2 pseudogenes are annotated in these 686 nt (G+C 37.8%); one reads left to right on the top strand and one right to left on the bottom strand.

Annotated elements, in window-relative coordinates:
• Positions 1-17: 17 nt before the first annotated feature.
• Positions 18-507 (bottom strand): annotated as a pseudogene (locus tag HT703_RS11015) (helix-turn-helix domain-containing protein); the annotation flags it as partial.
• 30 nt (positions 508-537) lie between these two features.
• Here HT703_RS11015 and HT703_RS11010 point away from each other — a divergent pair.
• A pseudogene (locus tag HT703_RS11010) lies at positions 538-686 on the top strand (IS630 transposase-related protein); the annotation flags it as partial.

Below are 686 nucleotides of genomic sequence, written 5' to 3'. Positions count from 1 at the left end.
TAAAGCGCTTACTCAAGGTCTCGAATGTAGATTTTATTTTTAGACGTCTCAATTGTCTGAGCGTCTGCCTTCTTGGGATGCTCAGGTCGAGGAGTGACCGTTCGCCAACCATGTCGTTTCAGGAGATAATAGAAACCATCACGTGTGGGAAGTGCGACCAATCTCTTTTTGATAGGCTTCAAATAACTGATTGACAGTTACAAATTCCCCAGCCTGAGCAGCTTCTATATGACGTTTTAGAAATGCTTGTTCTTCTTCGTAAGTCATATATTCTCTATGACGTCCACCACGGGTCTCTTGAAGAAGCGCTTCTAAACCAAACTCCTTATATTTTTTCAAATTCCTCCAAACAGTTGTTTTATTGCAATCTAGCAGATCCATGATTTCCTTATAACTCTTTTCTTTTGAGCGAAAATAAATAATCTGTAGACGTTTATGATATTTGGCGTACGATGAATCTCTTAGGAGTTGTTCAATTTTTTGTGTTTCTTCGTTTGTAAGTTTCATAACTACTATTATAAGATGTTTTTTGATTTTAGGATAGTATTAGAGGAATTGAAATCCTTTGTAGAGGCTTATCCAGATGCTTTTTTACGGGAAATTGCGGCCATTTTGATTGTGCTGTCCCTTCAGTATGGGCAGCTTTAAAGCAGATGAAGGTCACTTTAAAAAAAGATGACGAGCTT

The sequence above is a fragment of the Streptococcus sp. 3874 genome, assembly GCF_013276425.1.
Lineage (GTDB): Bacteria > Bacillota > Bacilli > Lactobacillales > Streptococcaceae > Streptococcus > Streptococcus pseudopneumoniae.
Note: the sequence above shows the minus strand (reverse complement) of the source record. Positions and strands in the feature narration are given on the sequence as shown.